The organism is Pseudomonadota bacterium (genome assembly GCA_023229365.1).
Taxonomy (GTDB): Bacteria; Myxococcota_A; Polyangia; order JAAYKL01; family JAAYKL01; genus JALNZK01.
Genome location: JALNZK010000082.1, coordinates 1 through 23803, shown reverse-complemented (window position 1 = coordinate 23803; position 23803 = coordinate 1). Strand labels below are relative to the sequence as shown.

Annotated in this window: 24 protein-coding genes and 2 pseudogenes; 2 read left to right on the top strand and 24 right to left on the bottom strand. The window is 66.9% G+C overall.

The window, feature by feature from the left end:
- Both M0R80_22855 and M0R80_22850 read left to right on the top strand, forming a co-directional pair.
- Nucleotides 1–3901: hypothetical protein (locus M0R80_22855; protein ID MCK9462472.1), on the top strand; the 3901-nt coding region annotated here is incomplete at its 5' end.
- An 89-nt stretch (nucleotides 3902–3990) separates the two neighbouring features.
- The gene (locus M0R80_22850) at nucleotides 3991–5361 is read left to right on the top strand and encodes a hypothetical protein (GenBank protein ID MCK9462471.1); all 1371 of its coding nucleotides are present in this window, start codon (nucleotides 3991–3993) and stop codon (nucleotides 5359–5361) included.
- 61 nt (nucleotides 5362–5422) lie between these two features.
- Here the strand turns inward: M0R80_22850 and M0R80_22845 are convergent, their stop codons facing one another.
- The 24 genes and pseudogenes from M0R80_22845 to atpD form a co-directional block, all read right to left on the bottom strand.
- A complete protein-coding gene (locus M0R80_22845; GenBank protein ID MCK9462470.1) occupies nucleotides 5423–6910 on the bottom strand; it encodes an alpha/beta hydrolase in 1488 nt (495 codons plus the stop codon).
- Nucleotides 6911–6987: 77 nt separating this feature from the next.
- A complete protein-coding gene (locus M0R80_22840; GenBank protein ID MCK9462469.1) occupies nucleotides 6988–7689 on the bottom strand; it encodes a pirin family protein in 702 nt (233 codons plus the stop codon).
- A gap of 28 nt (nucleotides 7690–7717) precedes the next feature.
- Nucleotides 7718–8395, bottom strand: coding sequence for an OmpA family protein (locus M0R80_22835; GenBank protein ID MCK9462468.1), 678 nt, complete (start codon nucleotides 8393–8395; stop codon nucleotides 7718–7720).
- An 11-nt stretch (nucleotides 8396–8406) separates the two neighbouring features.
- A complete protein-coding gene (locus M0R80_22830) occupies nucleotides 8407–9276 on the bottom strand; it encodes an SPFH/Band 7/PHB domain protein (GenBank protein ID MCK9462467.1) in 870 nt (289 codons plus the stop codon).
- 269 nt (nucleotides 9277–9545) lie between these two features.
- On the bottom strand, nucleotides 9546–11108 hold the full coding sequence (locus tag M0R80_22825; protein ID MCK9462466.1) for a PAS domain S-box protein: 1563 nt from the start codon (nucleotides 11106–11108) through the stop codon (nucleotides 9546–9548).
- A 9-nt stretch (nucleotides 11109–11117) separates the two neighbouring features.
- The gene (locus M0R80_22820; protein ID MCK9462465.1) at nucleotides 11118–11285 is read right to left on the bottom strand and encodes a hypothetical protein; all 168 of its coding nucleotides are present in this window, start codon (nucleotides 11283–11285) and stop codon (nucleotides 11118–11120) included.
- Between the two features lie 17 nt (nucleotides 11286–11302).
- Nucleotides 11303–11722: a hypothetical protein gene (locus M0R80_22815; GenBank protein MCK9462464.1), complete on the bottom strand. Its 420-nt coding sequence runs from the start codon at nucleotides 11720–11722 to the stop codon at nucleotides 11303–11305.
- 128 nt (nucleotides 11723–11850) lie between these two features.
- A complete protein-coding gene (locus M0R80_22810) occupies nucleotides 11851–13209 on the bottom strand; it encodes an AI-2E family transporter (GenBank protein ID MCK9462463.1) in 1359 nt (452 codons plus the stop codon).
- Nucleotides 13206–13838, bottom strand: a complete 633-nt coding sequence (locus tag M0R80_22805) for a PqiC family protein (protein MCK9462462.1) — start codon at nucleotides 13836–13838, stop codon at nucleotides 13206–13208. The genes M0R80_22810 and M0R80_22805 overlap by 4 nt, the downstream gene beginning before the upstream one ends.
- Complete coding sequence (locus M0R80_22800) at nucleotides 13835–14815, bottom strand: MlaD family protein (protein ID MCK9462461.1); 981 nt, start codon at nucleotides 14813–14815, stop codon at nucleotides 13835–13837. Before M0R80_22800 ends, M0R80_22805 begins: the two co-directional genes overlap by 4 nt.
- Nucleotides 14815–15570, bottom strand: coding sequence for an ATP-binding cassette domain-containing protein (locus M0R80_22795; GenBank protein MCK9462460.1), 756 nt, complete (start codon nucleotides 15568–15570; stop codon nucleotides 14815–14817). The genes M0R80_22800 and M0R80_22795 overlap by 1 nt, the downstream gene beginning before the upstream one ends.
- The gene (locus tag M0R80_22790) at nucleotides 15567–16718 is read right to left on the bottom strand and encodes an MlaE family lipid ABC transporter permease subunit (GenBank protein MCK9462459.1); all 1152 of its coding nucleotides are present in this window, start codon (nucleotides 16716–16718) and stop codon (nucleotides 15567–15569) included. Before M0R80_22790 ends, M0R80_22795 begins: the two co-directional genes overlap by 4 nt.
- Before the next feature lie 19 nt (nucleotides 16719–16737).
- Nucleotides 16738–17280 carry a hypothetical protein gene (locus M0R80_22785; GenBank protein ID MCK9462458.1) on the bottom strand — a complete coding sequence of 181 codons (543 nt, stop codon included), beginning with the start codon at nucleotides 17278–17280 and terminating at the stop codon, nucleotides 16738–16740.
- A gap of 41 nt (nucleotides 17281–17321) precedes the next feature.
- Nucleotides 17322–17759, bottom strand: a complete 438-nt coding sequence (locus tag M0R80_22780) for a hypothetical protein (GenBank protein MCK9462457.1) — start codon at nucleotides 17757–17759, stop codon at nucleotides 17322–17324.
- A gap of 191 nt (nucleotides 17760–17950) precedes the next feature.
- Nucleotides 17951–18859: a hypothetical protein gene (locus M0R80_22775; GenBank protein MCK9462456.1), complete on the bottom strand. Its 909-nt coding sequence runs from the start codon at nucleotides 18857–18859 to the stop codon at nucleotides 17951–17953.
- A gap of 48 nt (nucleotides 18860–18907) precedes the next feature.
- Nucleotides 18908–19381, bottom strand: a complete 474-nt coding sequence (locus M0R80_22770) for a hypothetical protein (GenBank protein MCK9462455.1) — start codon at nucleotides 19379–19381, stop codon at nucleotides 18908–18910.
- A 90-nt stretch (nucleotides 19382–19471) separates the two neighbouring features.
- Nucleotides 19472–19771: a hypothetical protein gene (locus M0R80_22765; GenBank protein MCK9462454.1), complete on the bottom strand. Its 300-nt coding sequence runs from the start codon at nucleotides 19769–19771 to the stop codon at nucleotides 19472–19474.
- A gap of 51 nt (nucleotides 19772–19822) precedes the next feature.
- Entirely contained in the window at nucleotides 19823–20275 is a 453-nt protein-coding gene (locus M0R80_22760; protein MCK9462453.1) for a hypothetical protein, read from the bottom strand.
- A gap of 250 nt (nucleotides 20276–20525) precedes the next feature.
- The gene (locus tag M0R80_22755) at nucleotides 20526–20825 is read right to left on the bottom strand and encodes a PRC-barrel domain-containing protein (protein ID MCK9462452.1); all 300 of its coding nucleotides are present in this window, start codon (nucleotides 20823–20825) and stop codon (nucleotides 20526–20528) included.
- Complete coding sequence (locus tag M0R80_22750) at nucleotides 20812–21186, bottom strand: hypothetical protein (GenBank protein MCK9462451.1); 375 nt, start codon at nucleotides 21184–21186, stop codon at nucleotides 20812–20814. Before M0R80_22750 ends, M0R80_22755 begins: the two co-directional genes overlap by 14 nt.
- A 387-nt stretch (nucleotides 21187–21573) precedes the next feature.
- Nucleotides 21574–21894 (bottom strand): annotated as a pseudogene (locus M0R80_22745) (F0F1 ATP synthase subunit gamma).
- Nucleotides 21894–22199, bottom strand: a pseudogene (locus M0R80_22740) (AtpZ/AtpI family protein). The pseudogenes M0R80_22745 and M0R80_22740 overlap by 1 nt, the downstream one beginning before the upstream one ends.
- Nucleotides 22192–22599 carry a F0F1 ATP synthase subunit epsilon gene (locus M0R80_22735; GenBank protein MCK9462450.1) on the bottom strand — a complete coding sequence of 136 codons (408 nt, stop codon included), beginning with the start codon at nucleotides 22597–22599 and terminating at the stop codon, nucleotides 22192–22194. Before M0R80_22735 ends, M0R80_22740 begins: the two are co-directional and overlap by 8 nt.
- On the bottom strand, nucleotides 22571–23803 hold a 1233-nt coding region (gene atpD / locus M0R80_22730; protein ID MCK9462449.1), incomplete at its 5' end, for a F0F1 ATP synthase subunit beta. The genes atpD and M0R80_22735, both read right to left, overlap by 29 nt.

The following is a 23803-nucleotide window of genomic DNA, read 5'->3' as shown; positions in this document are numbered from 1 at the left end:
GGAGAGCTGCGGCACGACGGGCTCCTGCGACGGCTACGGCGCCTGCGATCAGTACGGGGGCGAGACGACCTGCGGCACGACGGCGTGCCTCGAGTACTATTGCGACGGGGGCACCTACTGGCACAACCCGGAGAGCTGCGCGAACAGCTGCGACGGGGCCGGCGGGTGCGGCGCGTGCAGCTGCACGCCGACAGACGGGACGGCCTGCGCCGTGGGCGGCGCCAACGAGTGCTGCGTGGCGTCGTGCGTCGACGGCACGGGCTGCATCACCTCGGCCGGAGCTTGTGCCGACACCTGCACCGCGGGGACGCTCACCCTCGCGCGCCCCTGCAACGGATGCGGCGTCAACCTGGCCGACGGTACGTGCGGCGCGGGGACGTCCTACGGCTGCGACTCCTCGAACGCGTGCGAGCAGCGCACGTGCGGCGGCGTCGACTACCTCTGCACGAACGCGGGCGGCGCGTGGGAGTGGAGCGAGAGCGCGGCGTGCGACGACGCGGACCAGTGCACCTACAACGACGTCTGCACGGGCGGGGTGTGCGGGGGCACGGCCGTCGACTGCACGAGCACGGCCTGCATGACCAAGGCGTGCAACGGCACGAGCCTGTGCACACAGACGCCGAAGGACGCATCCACGACTTGCGGCACCGCGGCCTGCCCGGGGGACTACTGCCTCTCGAGCGTGTACTACAACTACCCCGGGACCTGCACGCGCACCTGCAGCGGCACGGGCGACGTGTGCAACTCCTGCTCGTGCTCCGCGTCGACGACGACCTGCGGGGTGGGCGCGGGCAACGAATGTTGCGAGTCGTCCTGCAACGAGGCCACGGGCGGCTGCCTGACGACGAACGACACCTGCCCGGAGACCTGCACGGCGAACCAGCTCACCGTCGGCGAGTTCTGCGCGGGCTGCGGCCCTGCCAACGCGGCGGGGATGTGCAGCGGCGGCACGGTGAACACCTGCAGCGCCGCGAGCCACAACATGTGTCAGTCCATGTCCTGTGACGGCACGACGTACTACTGCACCAACGTCGGGGGCACCTGGGAGTGGCGCACGGCGGTGTCCTGCAACGACAGCAACGCGTGCACGTACAATGACGCCTGCTTCGGCGGCAACTGCAACGGGACGACGATTACCTGCACGTCGACTGCCTGCACGAGCTCGGTGTGCAACGGCACCAATACGTGCACCGAAACGCCGAAGTCCTCATCCACGCCGTGCGGATCCACGATCTGCGATCCGGATACCTGCGACAGCCTCGTCTTCGACGACTATCCGGGCAGCTGCACGCGTTTCTGCAGCGGTATCGACGATGTGTGCGGCACCTGCTCGTGCGCCGCGTCACCGACGACCTGCGGCGTGGGGAGCGGCAACGTGTGCTGCGAGGCGTCGTGCAGCGAGACGCTCGGGTGCCTGACCACGCCCGGGTTGTGCGGGGCGGGCGGGGACACCTGCACGGAGAACCTGCTCGAGGTGAACCAGAGCTGCGAGGGCTGCGGGGCGGCGGGCGCCACGGGCTCGTGCGTCGCCGGCGGCTCGTACATCTGCGACGATCTCGCGAACTCGGAGTGCGAGGAGCGGAGCTGCGGCGGGACGCAGTACTTCTGCATGGAAGACCCGGTGAACGGCTGGGGCTGGACGGCGGATCCTGTCTGCGACGATGTCGATCCATGTACCTACAACGACGCCTGCACGGGCGGAATCTGCCAGGGCACGGATCTCACCTGTGCATCCTCGGCCTGCATGACCAGAGCGTGCAATGGCACGAGCGCGTGCACCGAGACGCCGAAACCTTCAGACACGCTATGCGGCGCCACGTCCTGCCCCGGGGACTATTGCGTATCCACCAACTTCTACAATTACCCTGGGACCTGCTCCCGCACCTGCAGCGGCACGGGCGACGTGTGCAACAGCTGCTCGTGCTCCGCGGTGGAGTCGACCTGTGGTGTGGGGGGCGGGAACGAATGCTGCGCGGCGTCATGCGACTCGGGCACGGGCGGCTGCCTCACGACCGCCGACGCGTGCGCCGACAGCTGCTCGGCGAGCCAACTCATCGTCGGCCAGTCGTGCGCGGGCTGCGGCCCGGCAAATGCGGCGGGGCTCTGCAGCGGCGGGACGGTACAGAGCTGCACCGCCGCGAGCCACACCATGTGTCAGACCACGGCCTGTGGCGGTGTGACCTATTACTGCACCAACGCCGGGGGCACCTGGGCGTGGCGCGCGACCGTGCCCTGCAACGACGGCAACGCGTGCTCCTACAACGACGTCTGTTCCGGCGGCAGCTGCAACGGCACCTCGGTCAGCTGTACGTCGACGGCCTGCCTGACCTCGGTCTGCAACGGCACCAGCACCTGCACCGACACGCCGCTTCCCGACACGACGACCTGCGGCACGACGGCCTGCCCGGCGGACGCCTGTGACGGGCTGACCTGGCAGAACTACGGCGCCGCGTGCACGACGTACTGCGACGGGTTCGGCGACTGCGGCAGCTGCTCGTGCACTCCGGCCGAGACCACGTGCACCGCCGGGGGCTGCTGCGACGAGGTCTGCACCCCGGCGTCGGGGTGCTCCACGGTGGCCGGTTCCTGCGGCGGCGCAGAGTCCTGCGGCGCGAACACGATCACGCTGGGCTCGACCTGCAGCGGGTGCGGGGACGCCGGGGCCACGGGCACCTGCGGCGGGGGCGGCACGTACACCTGCGACGCGACGACCCACGACGAGTGCCAGTCCGTGAGCTGCGGGAGCCAGACGTACCATTGCACGTACATCGGCGGGTCCTGGCAGTGGCGGACGAGCGCGAACTGCGACGACGGGAACGCCTGCACCTACAGCGACGTCTGCGGCGCCAGTGTCTGCCAGGGCACACCGATCACCTGCACGGACACGGACTGCATGATCAAGTCGTGCAACGGCACGAGCGCCTGCACCGAGACGCCGAAGCCCTCCTCCACGGTCTGCGGCACCACGACCTGCCCGGGGGACTACTGCCTGTCGAGCGTGTTCTACGACTATCCGGGCAGCTGCACGCGCACCTGCAGCGGCACCGGCGACGTGTGCAGCACCTGCTCGTGCTCCTCGGCGGCGGACACCTGCGCCGTGGGCGGCGGCAACGAGTGCTGCACCGTGACGTGCTCCGGCGGGTCGGGCTGCGGCACCGCGCCCGGCACCTGTGCGGACACCTGCGGGTCGAACCTCCTGACCACGAGCAGGGCGTGCTCGGGGTGCGGCCCCAACCTGGCGAACGGTGCGTGCGGCGGAGGCACGGGCACCGCCTGCGACGAGACGACCCACGACCTGTGCCAGATCATGGCCTGCGGCGGCACGACCTATCACTGCACCAACGCCGGCGGCAGCTGGGCCTGGCGGACCTCCACGACCTGCGACGACGGCGACGCGGAGACCCACGACGACACGTGCCAGACGGACGGAACCTGCGTCGGCTCGGCCGCGTGCACCTTCCCGTCGACGTGGACCTTCACCTCGGACCTCGAGAGCTGGACGCCCGGCTCGACCAACTGGATGTGGTATTCGGAAGCCGCGGGTTTCTATTGGGATCCGTTGACGCAGAATTACTCCTATGCGCTGACGTCCCCCTCGTTCAGCCTCGCGAGCTGCACCACCGTCACGCTCGGCTACGCCGCGCTTCTCGATGACTACAAGTACCCCGGTGAGTGGGGTGACGACTACCTCAGTGCGGAGTGCAACGGCGGCTCGGGATGGGTCAGCCTGAGCTCGCACGTCGACGGCACGAACAAGGATGCTTCGTTCCCCTGGACGACGTTCGCGGTCCCGCTCGATGCCTCGTGCGTCACCTCGACCGTGCAGCTCCGGTTCCGCGCCTACGGCAGTGCGACGGCGTTCATCGACTGGTGGATGGTGGACGACGTCACGGTCTTCTGACCTGAGATGGATCCGCGCAGTATAATTGGGTGAATGCCCTAGACCGAAAGAGCTCGCAGCGCGCGCCGAGCGGCCCAAGGAGAAGACCGATGTCCAAGAAAAACTGCATTTGGGTCTCGTTGTGTGTGCTCGTCCTCGCCGCCGGCTTGGCGGCCTGCGGAACCGACGAGCCCGTGAACGACGTCGGGCAGGGCGACACCGACACCGACACGGACACCGACATCGACACGGACGCCGACACCGACGCGGACTCGGATTCGGATTCCGATTCCGATTCCGACGGGTGGTCCGTCGATACTCTCTTCGAGCAGGATTCGCTGATCATCCCGATGGACATCGACTACCAGGACGTCGGCATGCTGCAGGCCTACGGGCTGGTGTATCAGCTGCTGAAGAACGACATCAACGTGTACTGGCTCATCAAGACGCCGAAGGCCCTCGGCGATGACGACTTCGTCGCCAGCGCGGTGGACGTGGCCACGAGCGACGCGGTCACGGAGCACGGGTACCGGGGCGGGCCGTTCGCCGTCGCGGCCGAGGATGCAGCCGCCGCGTTGATCGTCGTCGATGCCTGGCAGGAGAGCCACGTCACCACCGTGCACCAGGTGACCGCGTCGTTCGTCGGCCCGGTCGCGCGCACCCTTCGACAGACGCCGCGGATCGGCATTCTCGCCAACGGCCAGGAGGACATCTCCTTCGACTACATGAACGCCGCGGGAGTTCCGGATTCCCTGGATCAGGTCTGGCCGGACGCCAAGGACCCCACCGCCGTGTACGCCGGGTATCCGGACGTCCTCTCCGTCGCGGAGGTGCGAGGACCGACCGATGCCGACGACAAGGACGGCGCTCTCTTCGACGAGAGCGGGGAGCCGATCTTCTGCGAGCTGATGACCATGCACTGGGACGTGGCCGACAGGGACGAGGAGGCGATCGCCGAGATCCGCGAGTACCTCCACTATCCCGTCCATTTCTTCGCCGAGTGCCAGTCGGTCAACGCCGTGGAGAACGCCGTCAACGGGCATTTCCTGACGCCCAACGGGTACATCATGGACGAGCAGCCCGACGAGGTGGACCTCGTGCACCCCTACCTGCCGTTCTCTCAGATGGATGGCGTCTTCCAGACGGTGGGCGGCTCCGAGCCGTCGTATTCCCTCCCGGAAGGGGACTCCTATTTCGATGAAGGCGTGGTCATGCTGACCGAATCGGGTTCGCCCATAGGGACCCGCGACGTCTGGATGACGGGATACTTGGATGGAGAGTGCGACGTCGATGTCATCATAGAGAAAGGCGAGGGTGGGGGACCGCTCGGCCCGCCCGAGGATTGTCCCGGCAAGATCAGCTATCTCGGCGGGCACAAGTACTCCACGGCGACGCCTATCAGCGAGCACCCCGACACGCAGGGAACACGGTTCTTCCTGAACGCCTTGTTCGAGGCCGACTGCATCACCGCGAATCCGTAGAAGACGAGCCTCTCGCGCCCGCGACGGTGACCGCGTGGGTCCACGGCGATGGTTCCGACCTTCAGATATCCTCGGCCGCGCTCGCCCGGTACACGCCGTGGAGGAACCCCGCGCTGCGCGGGCTGCGCACCGGGCAGACGGAGAAGAGCACCTGGCTCTCGGTCGCGCTGCGCACCGCGGCCTCCCGGCCTTCGATGTCGGTCCCGGCGAGGTCGAGGTCGCTCTGCCCGCTGCTCCGGATGGCGACCTCTCCCGAGATCGATCCCCCGGTCACCTTCACGCGGGAGGTGTCGATCAAAAGGCCGGTTTCGGCGCCCGCGATCTCGCACTCCTCGAGGAGCACCCCGGATCGGGTGATCTCGATCCGCCCGGCGCGCACGCCGCGCAGGGTGATCCCCTCGCACCCGTCGATCACCACGCGCTCGTACTCGCCGCCGAGGGTCCGGCCCTGCACTTGGCGCAGATGCTCCACGGGGCCCCGCGCCGGCCCGCCCTTGGTTCGGAGCTCCAGCGCGCGCGGCGGCGCGGCGAGCCACTCGGCCACCAGCTCGTTGAAGCGCTCGGCGCGATCCTTCATGGGCACGTGGCCGCACCCCTCGAGCACCTCGAGCCGTGAGCCGGGGAGCATGGAGCGGAGCACGACGCCGGTCCGCAGCGGCGCGATCCGATCCTCTCCGCCCCAGACGAGGAGCGGCGGCACCCGGACCGAGGCGATCGCCGGCCCGAAGTTCTTGGAGACGAGGAAGAGGCCCGAGATCTTGAGCGGATCGCCCCCGAGGATCCTCCGCCGCGCGGCCTCGAGCTCGAAGAGCGTGGACGGATCGGGCTCCACCCGGAAGTAGGGCCGAATCACCTTGTGCGCGAAGGCCTCCACGATGCCGCTCAGGGCGTTGCCGAGGGCCGACCCTCGGGAGTCGGAGGTCACCGCGTCCCAGCCGGGGACGCCGCGGATGCCGAGCCGCATCACGTACTCGCCGAACGCGTGGCGGTGGAGGATGCCGGCGGCGTCGGCGATGATCAGGCGCTCGACATCGCGGGGGTTCGTGCCCGCGTAGCCGATGGCGACGGCGCCTCCCATGGAGTGCCCGACGAGGTCGAACGGGCGCCCGAGCCGCGCGTCGACGACGTGCTTGATGAACTTGACGTAGGAGTCGGGCTTGTACGCCTCGTTGGCCTTGGTGGACCTGCCGAAGCCGGGCAGGTCGAAGGCGATCACGCGGTGGCTGCCGAGGAGGGCAGGGATGAGGCCGTCCCAGTCCCGCGCCGCGTTGTCTCCCACGCCGTGCACGAGCACCACCGCGGGGGCGTCTTTTGCCCCGAGGTCGATCACGTAGGCTTCGCCGCCGAACACGGGCTCCGGTTCGAGCGCTCCTGCGTGGATGGTGGGAATGGCCTCGAGCTGTTCGCGCTTCGCCTCGAGCTGTTCGCGCTTCGCCTCCACGCGATCGCGCCTCACTTCGAGCTTCTGTTCGCGTGCCTGCGCCTTCCGCGCACGGGCTTGCGCCTTGCGCTGCAGCGCCTCCTCGCGTCTCTTCTGGCGTTCGTTCATGGCCTCTCCCGGGCAGGGTGAAGATATCCCAACGCGCCCGGTTGGGCGAGCACAACCCGGATGCGACGCGGGGACTGCTATCGCCCGCCCATGTCGACGAGCAGGATCTCGGAGTCCTCCTGCGCGGTGCAGGAGATCGCGGGCTCGGCCGCCACGCCGACGCCGTCCCCCGTGACGAGGACGAGGCCGTCGAGCGCGACCTTGCCGTGCAAGACGTGGAGCCAGGCGACTCGCCCTGGATCGAGCGGGTGGATCAGGTGGTGGCCGACATCGAGGATGGCCGAGTAGACGAGGGCGTCCGCGTGGACGCGCAGCGATCCCCTCCGCCCGTCGGGCGACGCGACGACTCGGAGCACGCCCCGGCGTTCCGCCAAAGGGAAGAGCCGCTGCTCCTGGCCGCAATCGAGCTCCGCCTCGGAGGGTCGCAGCGACAGCCGGAAGACGCGCGTCCATTTCGTCTGGGAGGCGTTCCGCTCGCTGTGGCGGATGCGCCCGGTGGTCATGCTCTGGAACTCGTCGACGTGCACGACCCCCGATCGCCCGGTCGAGTCCTCCTGTGCGAGCGCGCCTTCGAACACGTAGGTGACGATCTCGGAGTGCCGCAGGGGGAGGGGCGCCGCGCCCGCGTTCGGCGGGAGGCGGAGCTCGTCGAGCGCCGCGCAGGATCCGAAGCCCTCGGCGAGCTGGTCCTCTTGGTCCTCGGGCGCGAAGGTCTTCCAGATCTCCTGATTCCAACTCCGGACGTGGCGGCGCTCCGCGGATCTGCGGAGCGTGATCACGGGGCCCGCCCTTTGCTCTGCGAGCCCATCAGAGCGCTTCGTCCCGCTTGACGTTGACGATGATCTCCATCCGCCGGTTCTTCTCACGGCCCTTCGCGCTCGCGTTCGTGGCCACAGGCCGATCCTGCCCGATGCCCTGGGCGCGGATCCGAGCGGCCGGATAGCCCTGCGCGATGAGGTACGTGCGCACCGCCTCGGCGCGCTGCCGCGACAGCTCGATGTTGCCGATCTCCGTCCCGTTCGAGTCCGTGTGGCCCTCGACGACGATGTCGCGTTCCCTGGTCACGAGGAGCGCGCCCGCGACCTTCTTCATCATGGGTTGCGACGAGACGAGCAGCGTTGCGTCGGCCGGTGCGAAGAGGGCGGCGCCGGAGAGCGTGATGACGATCCCGCCGTAGTCGACCCGAACGGCGGCGCTCTCGGCGAGCATGTCCTGCGCGTCGCGCTCCCGCTTCATCTTGTCGGCCCGTGCCTGCGTCTCGTCCGGCAGCCGATCGGCCGTCTCGACCGCAGGCTTCGCCGTCGTCTGCTCGGCAACCGCGGACGGCGGCTCCCGGCTCGCGCTCTCGGCGCTCGCCGCATCCGGCTTCGTCCCGATCGGGGCCAGCATTCCGTTCAGCTCGGCGCGTTTCGCGGCCGCAGGCCCGCTCGAGCAAGCCGTCGCGAACACCAGCAGAACACCTACCGCGATGAGCGCGTGTCTCATGGAATTCTCCTCTATTGAACTTTCTTGGGCAGCGGCAGCGGCTGAACGCCGGCCAGCTCCCCGATGACGTTGATCAGCTCCGAGCCGGACGGGATGACGATCTTGGCGTTGCCCGAGATCGACTTCTCCACCATCTCGAGCTTCCGGAGCAGCTGGGCGTTGCCGACGAAGTACCGATCCGCGGCCTCGTTGACGAGCTTGATCGCCTGCGCCTCGCCCTCGGCCCGGAGGATGTTCGCCTGCTTGATCCCCTCGGCCTTCTTGATCTCCGCCCGCCGCGCGCCGTCTGCAATCGTCTCGGTCGCCGTGGCGAAGTCGATCGCCGCGATCTTCTCGTTCTCGGCCTTGACCACCTTGTTCATCGTCTCCTGCACGTCCTTGGGCGGATCGATCTCCTTGAGCTCGGTCCGCACGATCTCGATCCCCCAGTGCGCGGTCTCGTCGCGCAGGATCTTCTGCAGCTCGCTGTTGATCTTGCCGCGCTCGCTGTTGGCGGACTTGAGGGTCATCGTGCCGATGATGTTGCGCAGCGTGGTCCGCGCGAGGTTCACGATCTGGTACTTGTAGTTCAGCACGCGGTAGATGCAGCTCTTCACGCTCTCTTCGTCGTCCTTCACCTTGTAGTAGACCTGGGCGTCCACGCGGGCGTTCAGGTTGTCGTTGGTGATGATCTCCTGGGACTCCGCGTTCACCATCCCCTCGGTGATGTTCACGCGGTACATCCTGTCGACGACGGGGATGATCCAGTGGAAGCCCGGCGCCGCGAACCTGCGGTACTTGCCCAGACGCTCCACGAGCCCCCTGTTCGTCGGCCGGACGATCCGGACGCCGAGGAGGAACCACAGTGCGAAGATCGGGATTGCGATGTAGTACCAGCTCATGCGTGCATCCTTTCGATGGCGGAGGCTAGCCGCCGTTGCCGGGCGGGTGCGCCGTCGCCGCGTGCACGGTGCGCGTGCCCGTAAATTCTTGGCAGCAGCTATCGTGCCAAACGGTTTCAACCCGAACACCGACCGAGTCCGGGACCCGCACGACGCCTGGGCGTGCCATCGTTGCGCTTGGGTTGCTGCACGGGCGTCTTGGGCAGGAACAGCGGCAGCACGCCCTGGCTCATCCCGGCGGTTTCCATCAAAATCGAGCAGGGCTTCCATCAATTCGAAGGAGGAAAGCGCTCCTGGAGCACCGCCGGGAAGTACACCCTGAACGTGGTGCCCTTGCCCGGCTCGGTGAGCACGTCGATGTGGCCGCCGCACTGCTTGACGATGGTGTCGCACGTCGCCAGCCCCAGCCCCGTTCCTTTTCCGCTGGCCTTCGTCGTGAAGAACGGCTCGAACAGGTGGGTCCTGACCTCGTCGGTGAGGCCGGTCCCGGTGTCGGCGACGGTGAGCAGCACGTAGCTCCCGGGCCTCGCGCCCCCGTGCGCGCGTATCCAGTCCTCATCCGGGACGACGTCGCTCGTCGTGATGACGACCGCGCCACCGCCGGGCATGGCGTCGCGGGCGTTGGCGACCAGGTTGAGCAGCACCTGCCCGAGGTGGCCGGGGGCGGCTCGGATGCTTCCGTTCTCCGCGTTGAGCGAGACGGTCATCTCCACGCTCTTGTCGACGAGCTGCCGCAGCATCCGGTCGAAGTTCTTCACCACGTCGTTGAGGTCGAGCACGACGGGCGTCGACTTCTCCCTTCGGCTGAAGATCAGGAGCTGACGCGCCAGGCCGGCAGCGCTCTCCGCCGCCTGCCGGATGGTCTCCGCGTTCCCGCGCATGGGATCGTCCGCGCCGAGCGCCATCAGGATCAGATCGCTGCGGCCCAGGATGATGGACAGGTAGTTGTTGAAGTCGTGCGCCGTGCCGGCCGCGAGCTGGCCCACCACCTCCATCTTCTGCGCCTCGATGAGCTGCGCCTCCAGCTTCTTGATCGCGGTGAGATCGCGGCTCACCTTCGAGGCGCCCACGAGCTCCTGGCCCCGGACCTCGATAGGGAAGATGTTCACGGACGCGTTGACGACGGTCCCGTCCTTCCGACGCCGCACCGTGTCGCAGGACGCCACCGGCTCGCCCCGCCTGACGTTGTCGAGGATCCGCAGGTACTCGTCGTAGCGCTCGGGAGGGAACAGGACGGACAGCGGGCATCCGATGATCTCCTCGGCCGCGTAGCCGTACAGCCGCTCCGCGCCGCGGTTCCAGCCGATGACGACGCAGTCCGCGGACATGCTCACGATGGCGTCCTCCGAGTACTCCACGATGGCCGCGAGCCTCGCCCGGTCCTGCTCGAGCGCCTTCCTGTCGGTGATGTCCTCGCCGATGCCAGCGAAGCGCGAGATCGTGCCCTCCGCGTCGCGGATCGGATAGCTCCGCGCCTGGATCCAGCGCACCGCGCCGTCGGGGCGCACGATCCTGTACTCCTCCTCGTATCCGGAGGTCTCGCGCTGGCCGGCCATCGCCTGGGCCACCCGCTCGCGGTCCTGCGGGTGGACGGCGTCCAGGAAGCTCCGGAAGTCGTCGTAGAGGCTCTGGCAGGTGCGGCCGCTGATCGTCGCGTAGGCGGGGCTGACGTAGAGCACCGCGTCGTCCGCGGCGCTCTTGATCCAGAAGATCTGCTGGAGGCGCGCCATCAGCTCCCGGAACTGCTCCGCGAACTCGTGCCGGTCTTGCCCCTCCCGAGCCGTCGCCGCGTCGCCGGGGGAACCCCCTTTGCCTCGATCGTCGGGCTTCATGGCGACTACCTACCGCCTCGGGGCAAGACGACCCCGAGCGTGCCGCGTCATGCGCATCACCGCCATCGTCGCGAGGCGTGACACCTCTTGCGGATCCGTGCTGCACGCCGCGGCCTCGTCGAAGGCGGCCGCGACCAGCTCCCCGAACTGCACCATCTTCTGAACGCGGACCTTCATCGGTCCCTCCTCTCCAATCACGGCGTCGACGTGGAATTCGACGCCCCCATCTTCTTGATCATGTCGAAATACTGTGTCGTGAGGACGATGCTCATCGCGTCCTTCTTGCCGAGCGCGCCGTCGTGCTCCGGGCTGGGCACGCGGATGCGCAGGATGTCGAGCTCGTAGGGCGCCTCGCCCGGCTTCAGCGGCTGGACGTCGTGCTGCGCGTCGATCACCATATGGACCAGCGCATCCTCTTTGGCCCGAGGCGAGATCAGGGCGGCAGGCGGCGGCAACGGGGGACGAGCCCTGCGGCGGGCGATCGCCTTCGCGACCAATGGAATCGTGACGGAAGGAACCTTGCGCCGCCTCGTCGAGAAGAACGCGACGATCAGCGTCACGACGATGATGAGCGCCATCGCCGCCCCGCCGAACATGAGAACTTGATTCAACATGATCCCTCCTGCCTTTACTCGAGGTTGCAGCTTCCGGGCCATGCTGCCGTCGCGAGCAAGTTCGCGGACTTGCACCGGCGCCGGCTCCGGAGCGCGGGATCGCTCCATCAGAATGATGCGACCTTCGCTCAGTTCGTGTCGGTCGAGAGCAGGCGTTCGAAGCTCCGGCTGAAGTTGAAGTGAGAAGAGAGGATCCGCAAAAGGACCATGAGCGGCGTGGACAGGAACATGCCGGGAATGCCCAGCAAGAGGCCCCAGAAGATCAGCCCGAGCAGGATGGCGATGGGCTTGAGCGCGAGCCGGTTGCCCATGAGCTTGGGCTCGAGCACCTGGCCGATCAGTATGTTCAACAAGAGCATGCAGAGGGCGAAGAAGACGATGGCGGTCCAGGAGTCGAGCTGGACGACGGAGAGCAGGATCGGCGGCACCGACGCGATGATCGCGCCGACGACCGGGATAAAGTTCAGGAGGAACGCGAGGAGCGCCCAGAAGAGCGCGAAGTCGACGCCGAAGGCCGTGCACAGGGCGTAGACCGTAATACCGGTGAGCAGGCAGACCAGGCTCTTGGTGCTGATGTAGGCTCCGATCTTCTTGTTCATGTCGGCCATGACGCCTTTGAAGGCGGAGGACGAGGGGACGAGGAACCCGGTGAAGATGACGACCAGCACGAAGTTGCTCAGCAGATTGACCATGGAGGAGAGGAGGCCGCGCGCCATGCTTCCGAAGGGGAGCTGCTGCAGCTGCGCGAGGACGCCCTTGTCGCCGAGCCACGAGATCATGCTCTGAGCGGTCACCGATTCGCGGAGGGCCGTGCTGATCCGGGTCTCGTACTCGGGAAAGCGGCTCGCGATGTCCGTCCCGGAGACGATCGCCGCCATCACCAGTCCGAACACGGCCCCGAGAATGATGACCATCGCGCCCAGCTTGGTGAACCAGCGGAGGCGTTGCAACTTGAAAACGGACGCGATCGCGCCGTCGATCCTGTTGATGATCATCGTGATGAAGATGGCGATCACCAGCGGGATGATGACGGAACGCGTCAGGTAGATGATCGTGCCGCAGGCGAGCAGACCCATGATGGCGATGAAGGTGTCGTTGATTCGATAGACCGAGTGGAGCATGGCGTCCGCCTCGGTGTCCGGCACGCCGATCTTCTGGGCGAGATCGAGGATTTTCTCGTAGTCCTCGGGGCGAAGCGATCCCTTGGACTTGGCCAGCTGGGCCAGATCGAAGACGGTGTGTCGCTTCTCCGCCAGCGACAGCTCGGCCGCCGCCCGGACGACGAGGCGATGGAGCTCTTCCGGAGCGCAGCGGCCGGCCGCGATGATCTCCTCCATGCGGGCGTACAGGTGCTGCATGTCGCGGGTCGCGAGGAAGCGCTTGATCCAGACGCGGTCCCGCCGCTCGACGACCCCGTCGACGAGGCTCAAGTCGAGGAAGACGTTGAGGTGGAAGACGTCGCGCCAATCATCGGCGGGCCGGCTCATCTTCGCGCCTCGAGCTCGCGCACCACGCCGTCGGCGATCCGATCGACAATGGCCTGCATCGCCTCGCCGAGCGCTTCGATCGTCGCGATCGCGAGGTCGCCGTCGCTCCTCACGGCGACCGGGCGGTCCACCGTCAGCGTCTTCTCCCAGAGCACCACGTGCTCGTCGTGCAGCTTCACGACGACCTGCGCGCGCGCCAGGTGCTGCGGGGCGAGGATCTCGTCGAGGGCCGTGAGCTTCACGAGGAGCGTCCTTTCGGCCCCGCCCATCACGTGCCGGATCCCGCGATCCTCGAAAAGCACGCGCGCGAGCTGCCGCTTCAGGAACAGCTCCGGCGGCTCCGACCAACGGACCTCCCGGTAGTAGCCGATCTCGTGCGCCGAATCGCGGTAGACGACCCGCTCCTCGAGGTGGGGGGCCCCCGTGACCCGACCGAGCCGCAGCTTGAGCGGGTCGCCCGTCCCGCCGGGGACCTCCGCCGGGGCCGCGACGGCTTGGCTGGGCGCTCGCTCCATGCTGAAGAAGCGCGCGTCACCCGGGGCCTTCGCCGCAGAAAGGGCGCCGCAGCTCGGCAGGAACGACGCCGAGATGGTGAGGAGCAGGAGCGTGCGTGCGGATTGAGTGTTCATCGTTTCTTCTCCGGGGTGCGGCCCTTCACCAGCATCTCGGGATCCTGCTCGAGGGCCTCGGTGAGCTTGCGGATCGATCGCGCGGACGTCTGCACCGACTCCAGCGTGTCCACGAGCTGGCCGCCGAGCCCGTCCGCGTCGCGCAGCGTGTCGCCCACGGAGTCGCTCGCGCGCTCGACGCTGGTGATCAGGCCGTCGTCCTGGTTGATGCGGGCGAGGATCACGTCCAGGCGATCCGCGGCGCCGGTCACGCTCTTGAGGGTCCGGTTCCCGTTGCGCGAGAGCCCCTTGGCGTCCACCTGGCCTATCACCTTCTGCGTCGTCGCGAGCAGGCCGTCCATCGTGTCGAGCGTGGAGACGATCCGCTCGGGGATCTGGCGGTCGCTCACGTCGCGGACGATGACGTCGATCTCGCCCGCTATCGACGAGACCTGGTCGGTGATCTCCGGCAGGCGGTTCGCGATGAGGAGGATCGAGTCCTCGAGGCTCTTCATCATCGAGGGGGCGGAGGGGATGTAGTTCTTCGGGACCTTGAACGGCAGCCTCGGCGGAGGGTAGTGGCGGGCGTCGAAGAAATCGAGCTGGAGGAACTTCACCCCGGTCAGGCCCGCAGACGCGAGCTGCAGGCGCAGATCCGCGGTCATCACCAACTTCCGGGGTGCGTCGAACAGCCTCGGCTTCTCCCCGATGTCGAGGCCGAGCCGGGTCAGCTCCTCGAGGCCGATCTCGCTCTCGACCTCGACGTGGCGGTGATCCGGCGCCACCCGGATCTTGCCGACCGTGCCGATGGTCACGCCGCGGAACTTGATGGGCGAGCCCACCTCGAGCCCCTGCACCGACTCGTCGAAGTAGGACACGTAGAGCGCGACCTCCCGCTGCATGCTGCGGGCGCCGAGCAGGGCCACCGCGCAGAGCGCCATCGCCAGGCCGGCGACCACGAAGAGCCCGAGCTTCCAATGGTTCGTAGGAGCGGCCATCACACAGCCTCCTTGGTCCGGCCGGGGCTGACCCGGTTGAAGAATTGACGCACCTCGGGGACGTCGCTCCCGTCGCGGAGCTCGCGCGGGTCCCCGCGGGCCAGGATGCTGCGGGTCGCGCGGTCGAGCAGGATGCAGCGCTTCGCGATCTTGAAGATGCTCGGGAGCTCGTGGGTCACGAGCACGACGGTGAGCCCGAGGCCTTCGTTCAGCGTGAGGATGAGCTCGTCGAGCTCCACCGCGCTCACGGGGTCGAGGCCCGACGAGGGCTCGTCGAGGAAGATCAGGCTCGGCTCGAGCGCCATGGCCCGGGCGATCGCCGCGCGCTTCTTCATGCCCCCCGAGAGCTCGGACGGCTGCTTCTGCTCGCTGCCCTTGAGGCCCACGAGCCTGAGCTTGGCGCGCACGATGGCAGACACGGCGGCGCGGGGCAGGCGGGTCCACTCGGAGAGCGCGAGCGCCAGGTTCTCGCCGACCGTCATCGAGCCGAACAGCGCGCCGGACTGGAACATGACGCCGTACGCCGGTCGCCCGACCTCGAGGGTGGGCGCCCCCACCCCATCGATCCGGACCGTCCCGGCCATGGGCTCGTCGAGCCCGGTCAGGTAGCGGAGCAAAGTCGACTTGCCGCACCCGCTCGCGCCGAGGATCGCGAAGATCTCGCCGCGCTCGACCTCGAACGAAACGTTCTCGAGGAGGATCACGTCTCCCCAGCCCATCGTCAGGTCCTTCACGGTGATGAACGGCGTGCTCATAGCCCGAGCTCGTGGAAGGTGAGGGTGAAGGCCGCGTCGAGCACGATCAGCGAGAACAGCGACGTCACGACGGAGGCGGTGGTCCGCCTCCCGACGCCCTCGGCGCCGCCCGTGGTGGCGAGCCCCTGGAAGCACGAGATGAGCCCGATGGCGAGGCCGAACACGCCGGCCTTGATCACGCCCTGGAAGACGTCCCAGAGAACCAGCGCCCGCATGGTCTCGTTGACGTAGCCCGTGATCGTGAGGTCGAGGTTCACGACGCCCACGACCAGCCCACCCAGGATGCCGACGAAATCGCCCAACAGCGTGAGCACCGGCATGACGAGGATGAGCGCGATGATCCGGGGGAAGACCAGGAACCGCAACGCCCCGATCCCCATCGTGCGCAGGGCGTCGATCTCTTCGGATACGCTCATCGTGCCGAGCTCGGCGGCGAACGCGGCCCCCGAACGGCCGCACACGATGATGGCGGTCATCAAAGGGCCGAGCTCGCGCGTGATCGAGAGCGCGACCAGATCGGCCACGTAGATGTTCGCGCCGAGCTGCTTGAGCTGCACCGCGGACTGGAAGGCCATCACGAAGCCTATGAGGAAGGTGATGAGCATGACGATCGGCACCGCGTCCGCGCCGGTCCGCGCCATGATAGGCGCGATGTCGTGCCAGTTCCCGGTCCGGGGCCGCCTGAGGACGCCGCCGACGGCCAGGAGCATGCCGCCGACGAACGCGAAGAGGAGCTGCCCTTCCCGCAGAACGGCGATGGTCCTGTCGCCCACGCGTCCCAAGACGCCGACGCGAGGCGCAGGCGAGCGCGGGGTGGGGCTGGCGTCGCCTTCGTACAGCGCGAGGATCTTCTGGACGGCGCCCGTCGAGCCCGAGAACTCGCAGCGCACCCCGGCCGTCTGCAGATCCCACTTGGCCTGGACGAGGAGCGCCATCGCCCCGCCGTCGATGGACTCGATCCGGGAGAGGTCGAACCGAATCGCCTCTTGCGCCGTCGCCGGGAGCTTCGAGCGCAGCTCGGCCCACAGCGCCCCGCCGTCGGCGAACGTCAGCGTGCCCGCGAGGCTCACAGCGAGGACGCCACCTGCCGGGCCATCGTACTCGACGCGGAATGTCGGGTGGGTGAGAGGCTCTTTCAGGGCGCTCATCGCGTTCACCGGGGAAGCCTCAGAAGTGGAGGCTGATTCCTACGCGAAACTCGAGCGGAACGCCGTCGCCGCCCCACTCGAGATCGTGCGTGAGGGCGGTGTCGATCTCGAAGACGATCCCGAGGATCGCGATGATATGGATGTCGAGACCGGCGCCGAACATCAGCCCCCAGTCGAAGTTGTCCCGCTGGATCTTGAGGGGGAACGCGACCCTGAGGTAGAGCGGGATCATGGGCGGCGTCAGCCTGCCTCCCGGCCGGAAGGTGAGGTCCCAGTGCCCCACGTCCGACCCCGCGATCTCGAGGCTCTCCAGCGTCGTGGAGAGCCCGAAGTCGAACTTGAACCAGGACCATCCGAGCGAGGGCACCAGCTCCAGGGTAAAAGGCGAGCGGTAGACGTCGTGGTCGATGAAGTACATCCCCTCCCCGATCGTCAGCTGGAGGCCGAACCTATACCCGTCGCTCGATCCCTCGTCTCCCTCCTGCGACTCCTCCTCGGCGCTCGCCGCTCCGGCCGCGAGCGTCACCACGAACACCATCAGGATCCGTGCCATGAGTTTCATCGTGCTTCCTTCCGGCGCGTGCGCGCTTCTCGTTCGTTCGCTCACTTGCGTTCGACCCAGGACGTGAAGACGGGCGAGTGGGTGGGAGCGATGACGCGCCCGCCCGGCTCCGGCGTCACGGTCAGGAGGAACCGTCGGTGCGGCGTCAACGTGGCGAGGCTCCCTTCGAGCTCGTCGTTCAACGTCAGCGCGCCGACGTTCTGCTTCGCACCGTCCTTGGGCTGGATCCACACGACATAAATCTTCGCTTCCGGGGCGAGCTTCGCCGGGGGAGCCAGGTGCTTGACGCGGACGGTGACGTCCGTGTTGCCATTGTCCGCGGCACCGACGGTGACCGTCCCCTGGCTCGCGGGGACGTCGGAGTCCGAGAGCAACTGCTGGGTCGTGTCGCAACCGAACGGCGCGGAGGCGATTGCCAAGATGCCCGGCACGAAGACCGCGAGGACCATGCGTCGAAGAACTGGAGGTTTCGTTTTCATGATTCACTTCCTTTTCCGCGATGCTTTAGGAGCATCTTTTGTGCCACCATTCAATTCGAACAATATCAACGAGTTGAGACGCCACTCGTCCGGCACGGAGACGTGTTCGGTCAAAATGAAGTGATCGTCTTCTCATTTCGAACGGGACGGTGGCGCGGCGCGGGTCCGAGATCGCGCCCGAGATGGAGCGATCAACCCGCCTTGTCCTGCATCCCGAGCAGGGTACGGCCCTGCTCGCCGAGCATTTTGAGGAAATACTCGCCGCCCTTCCGATCGCGCAGCGACGTCTTGAGCGCCGTGTGGAGCTCGTCGGCCCCGGGACGCGTCGCGGTCGATTTGATCGCCTCCGTGAGCAGGAGCAGCGCATCGTCGCGTTGCGCAAGCTCGGACCTGCGCAACCGGTTCTTTCGGATAGCCCAGATCAGCGTGATGATCGTCATGAGAGCGACGACGGCCAACCCGATCCCCAGGGTCCACAGGATGCGACCGCCAGTCGCGGACGCGTTTCCCGCCGCGATGAGAAGCGCCCCGTCCGCTTTCGGCATCGCACCGCTCGCGCGATCGCGGCGCGTGTCGTCGAGGGCGTCCTGGAAGCCGAGCGTCACCTGTTTGGAGATCTCGTGGGCCACGGCGCCCATCGCCTGGGTCCTCTCCTCGGCGCTCCCCATGTTGGATCCGATGGTCTCGAAGGTCGCGTTGATGAGGTCAATCGTGGTGGCCCGCATGGCCGCCCGCATCCGCGCCTGGACCTTGTCTTCGAGCGCGTGCTCGAACATCGAGTCCACCAGGGTGCCGGAGGCGTTCTCGACGAGGCCGTTCACGATCGCCTCGAGGCGCGCCTTGCGCGCTGGATCCTCCAACGTGTCGAGCATCCCGTCCACCATGCCGGCGCTGAGGCGCGCGCTCACCGTCTCGATCTGGCCCTCGTCGACGGCGTCCACGAGGCGCCGCTGCGTCTGCGGATCCGTCATCCCCGCGACCGCGCCGGCGATCACGGCTGGTGTGACCTCTTCCGCGGCGTTGCGAAGGATGGTGCCGCAGCCGATGCTCATCCAGGCGAGCGCCGCCGCAAGAAGGCCGAGTATCCCTTGATGTCCCATCTGCCTTGTCGATTGCACTTTCTGCGCTTCTCGAATGCGCGCCGCCCCTCAGGGCAGATCGGCGCGGGCCACACCGGTGCACTTGACGAGAGACGCCTGGCAGTTGGCGTTTGCGCAGCTGATACACCTCGAGCCCTTCGAGTCCATCATGCAGGCCATCATGCAATTGTCCTTCGCGCAGCTCGCCATGTCCGCGAAGCACTGGGCGCATCCTCTCGAGAGTGAAGGCAGGTTCGCAGTGAGGCACGCCAGGTTCTTGGAGTTGTTCGCCCACGTTTCCCTGCTGCAGGTTCTCAGTTGGTTCGTGAATTCCTGACTGGCATCATGGACGTAGTCCTCTCGATCCTTCCGGGAGCAGGCCCCCTGCGGCGCCTCGCCTAGGGCTTCCCGCGCCTCTGCGGGCTGAGCCTCGTGGACCGGGAGCTCCGCAGGGGCCGTGTAGTTCACGAAGGTCAGGTGGGCCGAACGGAACGAGTCGTTTTCGGCTTCGCCGGGATCCTGACAACCGTATGCCTGAAGCACAAATACGCATGCCGCGAGCGGAGGGCACAATCGAACCAGACGCTGACCGGACATGTGGGCAACCTCCTTCTTTGCGCTCGAACGCCGGGGCTAAGAGCTCCTCTTGAAGATCAACATGGCGATCACGAACCCGAGGCCCAGGGCGGTCACGCCGCTGATCAACGGATGTCGCTTGATCTCTTCCGAAAGGCCATTGGCGACCTCTCCGCCCTTGGCGCCTACGACCTCGAGCCCGTGACGGAAACCCGACTGCTCGAGCTCGACAGTGGACTTGCCGTTCTTCCCTCCTTTGAGCTTCGCCAAGCTGGCGGTGAGGACGGCGATCTCTTTTCGCGATTTCGCGATTTCGGTGCTCATCTCTTCCAGATCCATTCCGTTCGATTTGGTCATCTTCTGTTTTCTCCCTTCGAACATTCAGTTGTGGAAATACCTTCCCTGGAGTCAGTCGTCGGCGACCTCCCGCGATACGGCGAGCGGAGAGACCGGAGCCCCGTTGCCGGGGACCCCGACGGCCTTTGGTGTCGACGGATCGTCGGTTCCTTCTGTCGGGAAACGCGCCTTGACGAACGCGCCAACGGCGGACCCGATGGTCGTCACGATCGCCGACAGCATGTTGACGGTCTTCATGTTCTTCTCGAGGCCCTGGGCGATGTGTCCGACGGTTTTCAGAAGGTCGGCGATGTCCGTCTCCCCGCCCTTGAAGCCGCTGCTCAGCACCTCGACCCGCTCGGAAATGACCTCGACATGGACCATCGTCCGCTTCATCTGCGCGCCGATCTCGGCGATCTCCTTGCCGGCTCGATGGAACGTGATGCCCATCCGGATGAGCAAGGGGACCAACGCCCCGACGAATACCGACGCCAGGATGATCAGAGTCAGCTGCCAGTTCTCCATGGGTTTCCATCCCTCCCTGTCCGGAGCCCGAAGTCCGCCTTTGCAGCCTTCGGGCCAATGAAGGGACGCGAGCAAGTTCGGGTGGTTGCCCCGCGGGCAGCTCCGGCGCGCTGCCTTGTTCCATCAGAATGACGTACGGTTCCTTCCAATTCGAATGAGCGAGACCGGGGGCCCCGCGCCGACTCGCCGACGCTCGTCGACGCGCTCGTCCGCGACTTCGGCGGGGTCCTGGAACTTCGGGCCTGAACTGCTAGGCGGGTTCGGGTTCGTCCTCGCGCGGCAGGACTTGCCGCAGGTCATCCACCGCCGCCGTCAGGACGACGGCGTCGCCGACGGACTGCACCATCCGGACCGGGATCTCGAGCGCCCCGGCGTGGAATACCCCGCGGTTCGCGCCGAGCCTGTCGGCGATGTCCTTGTGCAGCTTGACCTGGAGCGACTCCACGCGCCAGGCCTCGCTGTCGAGGAACAGCGCGGCGACCTCGCCGACCTCCAGCCCGTCCGAACCGATCACTGTCTTCCCGCGCATGTTTCCGTCAGAAAGCCTCATGGCTGCATCCTCCTCTTTCGATCGAAGCTCGCGATCTCGTGGTCCGTAGTGTTGGTTTGCAGTTCCCGTGCCATAGGCGCGCTTCATCGGCCTGCGCATTCAACTGGGCCGTCCGAAGGAGAAACATCACCGCGAACCCGCCGGGGCCGCTGATCGTCGCGTGCCAGGCGTGGTGCCTGTCGGGCTTCAGGCTCGCGGTGAGATCGTCGGGCACGCCCATGGCGGACTCGAAGGAGCGGGGCGCCCGCGCAACTAGCGCCTCCCGATCCCGGCTCCAAGGCGCGATGACCCGAACCCCGATCGAGTCCAGGACTCGCACGATGTGCATCCAGTGGAACGGCTTCCCTTCCTCGTTGCTCATGGCGTTCTCCTTTGCGGCGGTCGTGCGTGCTCCCCAATCGGATCGGGCGCCCGCGAATGGTAAAATGTGACTTTCGGTTTCGATGAACGCCCTCCGAGCTCCCGGCGGGAACTCGGCCGGCCCCCCCGGGGTCACCGGCCGAAAGTCAGCGTGTTTCCTGAGCAGCTTTCGTGCCACAAGGACGCTGCAAGTGCTTTCGGCAGGTTGCGGCCGCGGCCGTCGCTCGGACATCGACGTGTTCCATCAGAATGACACGGGGGGTATCGATCAATTCGAACGAACAGGCCGTCCTCGTCGGACTGGGTCGGGCCGTTCCACCCGGCCCGCCACTCCTTCATTCTGTCGAACAGCACCCGCGTGGTCGCCGCTGTTCAGCTTCACTTCTGAGGAGAGCGCCTCGAAGCCGGAGACCACGTCGAACAGCTCTTCGTCGATTCTGCTCTGACGCAAACGGTGGAATATCCCGTTGAGGTCCTCCAGCAACTCTTCGATGTTCCTATCGGCGCGTTGCATCGCCGCCAAACGGCTCGCGTTCTCGCTTGCGAGAGATTCGGCGCACGCACGGAAAAGCGAAACGAATAGATATTCTCGGATGAGCGCACGCAAGGTCGCGCCGCCACCACCCATGACCTCGGGCAAGCTCTTCGTCGGCCAGGCTCGTTCGGCCAGCTCGCGTCGCCAGCCTTCGTCCAGCGGAAGCAGTCGCTGGCCTTCTCTTCCTTCCGCACCCAGTACCAGGCGTTCAAACAACCGATGACCAGACCGATGATCAGCAGCGACAGCGTCCAGGAGTGGTTTGCCGGATGCCGGTTGTCCAGCCAGATGCCCAACGCCGCACCGAGTAGCGTCGGCACGACCACCGACCAACCGATGAGCCCCATCATGCCCAAACCAAACCAGACGCCGTGCGCATGGTTGCGTCGCGCCCGAAGCTTTCGCGACGCCTTCGCGCCGACCTCGCGGCTGAAGGCAGTCGGGCCCTTGGCGCCCTTGTTCCTCGAGTCGTCACTCACGGTGGAACTCCGCGAGGCGGCTTAAGAAACCGCTCTCCATTCTGGCGAGCACCGAGCGAACGCTCTCCTCGCGGTCGGTCAGGGTCAGAAACTCCCGCTCCACCGCCTCGCGCAGTTGGCCGAGGTCCGCGCCTGCAATCGCGTTGCGGACGGAGACGAGGACATCCAAATGGCTCTTGACCAACACTCCCTCGTCCACGGCCACGTAGACCTCTCCTTTAGCTTCGGTCTCGTAGATCAGAATTCCCGGTGCGAGCGCCGCGACGCAGTCGAGTCGGTGTGCCAGAAGTCCAAACGAACCCTCGCTCGTCTCCGCGACGATGCGCGACACGCCGGTCTCCTCGGCGAAGACCCGAAACGGCAGCAGCAACTTAAGATGCATGAGCGTCGGCTGCGGCATGGGCGACCTCCGGTGCGGGCTTTTGGGCCTTGGTTTTTCCTTTCGCTTCGTCGATCGCCCCGATCATGTAGAGGGCGCTCTCCGGGTGGTCTTTGAACTCATCGCGAAGGATGCGCTCGCAGCCGTCCAGCGCGTCTTTGAGGCTGACGGTTTGCCCCTTGATCCCGCTGAACTGCTCGGTGGCGAAGAATGGCTGTGTGAGAAACCGTTCCAGGCGGCGGGCTCGGGCGACCACGCTGCGGTCCTCCGGCGAAAGCTGCTCCAGGCCGAGCATGGCGATGATGTCCTTGAGCTCCGCGTATTGCGCGAGCGTCCGCCGGATCTCCTGCGCCAGCAGATAGTGCCGTTCGCCGACGATGCCGGGCGTGGCCATCTTGGAGCTGGATTGCAGCGGGTCGATGGCCGGGAAGAGCCCTTGGCTGGCCCGCTTGCGCGAAAGCACGATGGACGCCGAGAGGTGCGAGAACGTGTGCACCGCCGCCGGGTCGGTCAGATCGTCTGCCGGCACGTACACCGCCTGGATGGAGGTGATGGCCCCGGTGTCGGTGTTGGCGATGCGCTCCTCGAGCCGCGACAACTCGGTGCCCATGGTCGGCTGGTAGCCCAGCCGCGATGGCATCTGCCCCATCAGGCCGGACACCTCCATGCCGGCCTGGATGAACCGAAAGATGTTGTCGACGAGCAGCAGGACGTCGCGATGCTCGTCGTCTCGGAAATACTCGGCCATCGTCAGGGCCGCGTGCCCCACGCGGAACCGGCTGCCCGGCGGCTCGTTCATCTGCCCGAACACCATCACCATGTTCGGCAGGACGCCCGCCTCCTTCATCTCACGGTAGAGCTCCTCTCCTTCGCGGCAGCGTTCGCCGATGCCGCAGAAGATGCTCACTCCCTCGTGGTGCCCGATCATGTTGTGGATCATCTCGGTGAGCAGCACCGTCTTGCCCACGCCCGCGCCGCCGAACAAGCCTGCCTTGCCGCCGCGCTCGAGCGGCACGAGCACATCGATGACCTTGATCCCGGTCTCGAAGATCTCGGACTTGGTGGAACGCCGCGCCAACGCCGGTGGGGCGCTATGGACTGACCGCCATTGGACATCCTTCGGCGCCGCTTCGCGGTCGATGGCGTTTCCGAAGACGTCGAACATCCGAGAGAGGGTTCCCTTGCCGACCGGCGCCATCAGTGGCCCGCCCGTGTCTTGTACCGC